The 4,274-nt window shown below is 72.2% G+C and carries 4 protein-coding genes; all 4 read left to right on the forward strand.

The window, feature by feature from the left end:
• Positions 1–50: 50 nt before the first annotated feature.
• Positions 51–707: a CHAD domain-containing protein gene (locus AB0K09_RS30390; protein ID WP_366068625.1), complete on the forward strand. Its 657-nt coding sequence runs from the start codon at positions 51–53 to the stop codon at positions 705–707.
• An 87-nt stretch (positions 708–794) separates the two neighbouring features.
• Positions 795–2,720: a TIGR03960 family B12-binding radical SAM protein gene (locus tag AB0K09_RS30395; RefSeq protein WP_366068626.1), complete on the forward strand. Its 1,926-nt coding sequence runs from the start codon at positions 795–797 to the stop codon at positions 2,718–2,720.
• A gap of 255 nt (positions 2,721–2,975) precedes the next feature.
• Positions 2,976–3,719 (forward strand): TIGR03936 family radical SAM-associated protein, encoded by a 744-nt coding sequence (locus tag AB0K09_RS30400; RefSeq protein ID WP_366068627.1) that lies wholly within the window; start codon positions 2,976–2,978, stop codon positions 3,717–3,719.
• A 222-nt stretch (positions 3,720–3,941) separates the two neighbouring features.
• Positions 3,942–4,274, forward strand: a 333-nt coding sequence (locus AB0K09_RS30405; RefSeq protein ID WP_366068628.1) for a hypothetical protein, incomplete at its 3' end; no start/stop codon positions are given.

The raw sequence follows: 4,274 nt of genomic DNA on the forward strand, positions 1-4,274 counted from the left end.
CGGCTTCTGGGCCCGGGTCACAGGCGCGGCCATGACCTGGCCGGGAGGAGGTGTGCCCCCGCCAGGCGCAACATGACGCCCGCGACACCGCCCGGCGAGGGCTCCGGGAGCGGCTGACCGAGGTGCCGCCCACGCTCGTCCACGGCCCGGTCGCCGCCCGGTTGCAGACGTGGTCCGGGCAGCACCGGGCCGACGCGCGCCGGCACGTGTGCGCCGTCCTCGACGGCACGCGCTACCTCGCCCTCCTCGACGGGCTCGACGCGCTCCTCGCCGACCCGCCCCTGCGGCCCGCCGCCGGGCGCCCGCCGGAGAGCGTCTTCGCCACCGCCCTCCACCGCGACCGGGCGCGCCTCGCCGCCCGCATCGAGACCGCCCTCGCCACCGGCCCGGGCCCCGGGCGCGACGTCGCCCTGCACGCCGCCCGCAAGGCCGCCAAGCGCGCCCGGTACGCGGCGGAGGCCGCGCTCCCCGTCCTCGGAAAGCCGGCGAAACGATTCGCCAGGCGGGTGAAGGAGGTGCAGACGCTGCTGGGGGAGCACCAGGACAGCGTGATGGCCCGCGAGGCGATCCGCCGCCTGGCCGCGGAGGCGGCGGACGCGGGCGAACCGACGTTCACGTACGGACTGCTGTACGGGCGGGAGGAGATGCGGGCGACGGCGGCGGAGCGCGGGCTGGCAGACGTACAGGCGCGGCTGTCACTCCCCTGACCAGGGGAATTGCCACCCGGCCGTGCACACTCCGGCGGCACGTTACTCTTGAGGGTCACCCCAGTCCGCTCAATGAGAGACATCGCGATGCCTGCTGTCGAGTCGGTCTTCCCGCGCCTCGAAGCCCTCCTCCCGCACGTGCAGAAGCCCATCCAGTACGTCGGCGGAGAGCTGAACTCCACGGTCAAGCCGTGGGAGAGCTGCGACGTGCGCTGGGCGCTGATGTACCCCGACGCCTACGAGGTCGGCCTGCCCAACCAGGGCGTCATGATCCTGTACGAGGTCCTCAACGAGCGCGAGGGCGTCCTCGCCGAGCGGACCTACAGCGTCTGGCCGGACCTCGAAGAGCTGATGCGCGAGCACAAGGTGCCGCAGTTCACCGTGGACTCGCACCGGCCCGTGTCGGCGTTCGACGTGTTCGGGCTCTCCTTCTCCACCGAGCTCGGCTACACCAACATGCTCACCGCCCTCGACCTCGCGGACATCCCGCTGGAGGCCAAGGACCGGACCGTCGACCACCCGATCGTGCTCGCCGGCGGCCACGCCGCGTTCAACCCCGAGCCGATCGCGGACTTCATCGACTGCGCCGTCATCGGCGACGGCGAGCAGGCCGTCCTGGAGATCACCGATATCATCCGGGCCTGGAAGAGCGAGGGCCGCCCGGGCGGGCGCGACGAGCTGCTGCTCCGTCTCGCCAAGACCGGCGGGGTGTACGTCCCCCGGTTCTACGACGTCGAGTACCTGGCCGACGGCCGCATCGCCCGCGTCGTGCCGAACCGCTCCGGCGTGCCGTGGCGCGTCTCCAAGCACACCGTCATGGACCTCGACGAGTGGCCGTACCCGAAGCAGCCGCTGGTGCCGCTCGCGGAGACCGTGCACGAGCGGATGTCCGTCGAGATCTTCCGCGGCTGCACGCGCGGCTGCCGCTTCTGCCAGGCCGGCATGATCACCCGCCCGGTGCGCGAGCGCAGCATCACCGGCATCGGCGAGATGGTCGACAAGGGCCTGAAGGCGACCGGCTTCGAGGAGGTCGGCCTGCTGTCCCTGTCCTCCGCCGACCACACCGAGATCGGCGAGGTCGCCAAGGGCCTCGCCGACCGGTACGAAGAGGACAAGATCGGCCTCTCCCTGCCGTCGACCCGCGTGGACGCCTTCAACGTCGACCTCGCGAACGAGCTGACGCGCAACGGCCGCCGCTCCGGTCTGACCTTCGCCCCCGAGGGCGGCTCCGAGCGCATGCGCAAGGTCATCAACAAGATGGTCTCGGAAGAGGACCTGATCCGCACCGTCGCCACCGCGTACGGCAACGGCTGGCGCCAGGTGAAGCTGTACTTCATGTGCGGTCTGCCGACCGAGACCGACGAGGACGTCCTCCAGATCGCCGACATGGCGACCAAGGTCATCGCCAAAGGCCGCGAGGTCTCCGGCAAGAACGACATCCGCTGCACCGTCTCCATCGGTGGCTTCGTGCCCAAGCCGCACACGCCGTTCCAGTGGGCGCCGCAGCTGTCCGCCGAGGACACCGACGCGCGCCTGGAGAAGCTGCGCGACAAGATCCGCGGCGACAAGAAGTACGGCCGTTCCATCGGCTTCCGCTACCACGACGGCAAGCCCGGCATCATCGAGGGCCTGCTCTCCCGCGGCGACCGCCGCGTCGGCGCGGTCATCCGCGCGGTCTACGAGGACGGCGGCCGCTTCGACGGCTGGCGCGAGCACTTCTCCTACGACCGCTGGATGAAGTGCGCCGAGCGCACCCTGCCCGAGGCGGGCGTCGACGTCGACTGGTACACCACGCGCGAGCGCGGCTACGAGGAGGTCCTGCCCTGGGACCACCTGGACTCCGGTCTCGACAAGGACTGGCTCTGGGAGGACTGGCAGGACGCCCTCGACGAGACCGAGGTCGAGGACTGCCGCTGGACGCCGTGCTTCGACTGCGGCGTGTGTCCCCAGATGGACACCCACATCCAGATCGGCCCGACGGGCAAGAAGCTGCTGCCGCTCACGGTAAAGTGACAGTGCGTAGCGGACCCGTCACCATCATGCTCCCCGCCGGTGCGGGGATGACCCGCTGCTGCCGCTGACCGTCGTCAAGTGACGGACTACGGACGGGCCGGTTCGCCGGCCCGTCCGGCTTTCCGGGGCCCCGGGGTCCCGCCGGGGCGCGCCCCCGCTCCCGGCACGTACTCTAGGTAGCAGTACGACCGCACTCACGAAGGACTGAAGACACTGGGCAAGCGACAGCCCGAAGGCCCGCCGCCCGCACCCGCGGTGCAGCGCATTCGCCTGCGCTACACCAAGCGCGGCCGCCTCCGGTTCACCAGCCACCGCGATTTCCAGCGCGCCTTCGAGCGGGCGCTGCGCCGCGCCGAGGTGCCCATGGCGTACTCGGCCGGATTCACGCCGCACCCCAAGGTCTCCTACGCCAATGCCGCCCCCACCGGCACGGGCAGCGAGGCCGAGTACCTGGAGATCCAGCTCGCCGAGGCACGTGACCCCGAGCGGCTGCGCGAGCTGCTCGACGAGTCCCTGCCCGACGGGCTCGACATCGTCGACGCGGTGGAGGCGCGGACCTCCTCGTTCGCCGACCGGCTGCAGGCGTCCGTGTGGGAGCTGAGGCTCGACGGCGTCGAGCCCGCGGAGGCCGAGCAGGCCGTGGCGGCGTTCCTCGCCGCGGAGAGCGTCGAGGTCCAGCGCCGTACGAAGAACGGCATGCGGACCTTCGACACGCGAGCGGCCGTCGCCCGACTCGAGGCGCTTCCGGCTCCGGCCGATAGGACCGGTGACGGTCCCTGTGCGATACTGCGGCTGGTTGTTCGGCATGAGACACCCGCCGTGCGACCCGACGACGTCCTGTCCGGTCTCCGCGTGACGGCCGACCTGGCGCCGCCGGTCCCCGCTGCGGTGACCAGGCTGGCGCAGGGGCTGCTCGACGAGGAGTCCGGCACGGTGACCGATCCGCTGGCGCCCGACCGCGGGCTGACAGCCGCGGGGGTACCGGAAGGTTCCGCGTAAGGACGGCCGTCGCAAGCGCCGCCGATGCACCAGGGAGCCACCCGGGTCCGGCAGGCGCACTGACCAGGAGACTTTCGCCGGTGCCGACAAATCGGACCCGGCGAGCGAGACGACAGCTCCCGTGCGGCGACCGCGCCCCGGACGGCGGTACCGCGCTCATCACGCGGGCCGCCGGGCCGGACCAGGCGCGGCGCCCGGGAGCGTGACGGGAGAACCGCCCGCATGCTCGAATCCATTGAGCCCATCGAGCCGGCCGGCGCACACAGCGCCGCCGGCAACAATGCCGACAATTCGCCCAGCGACACGCTGCCGCCCCGGCGCCGGCGCCGAGTGGCGTCCCGCCCGGCCGGGTCGCCCGCCGCTGAGGCCCCGAACCCGGGCGACGACGCCCCGGCCGCGGAGAGCCCCGAGGCCGCCGCGTCCGCCGAGACCAAGCCCACGCGCCGCCGCGCGACCCGTAAGACGGCTGCCGATCAGCTCGCCCGCGTGGAGGAGCAGATGGCCGAGCTCCGGCGCCGGAAGGAGGCGCTGCGAGGGGTGACCGAGGCGATGGAG

Source organism: Streptomyces sp. NPDC049577, assembly GCF_040675635.1.
In the GTDB taxonomy this organism is placed as follows: domain Bacteria; phylum Actinomycetota; class Actinomycetes; order Streptomycetales; family Streptomycetaceae; genus Streptomyces.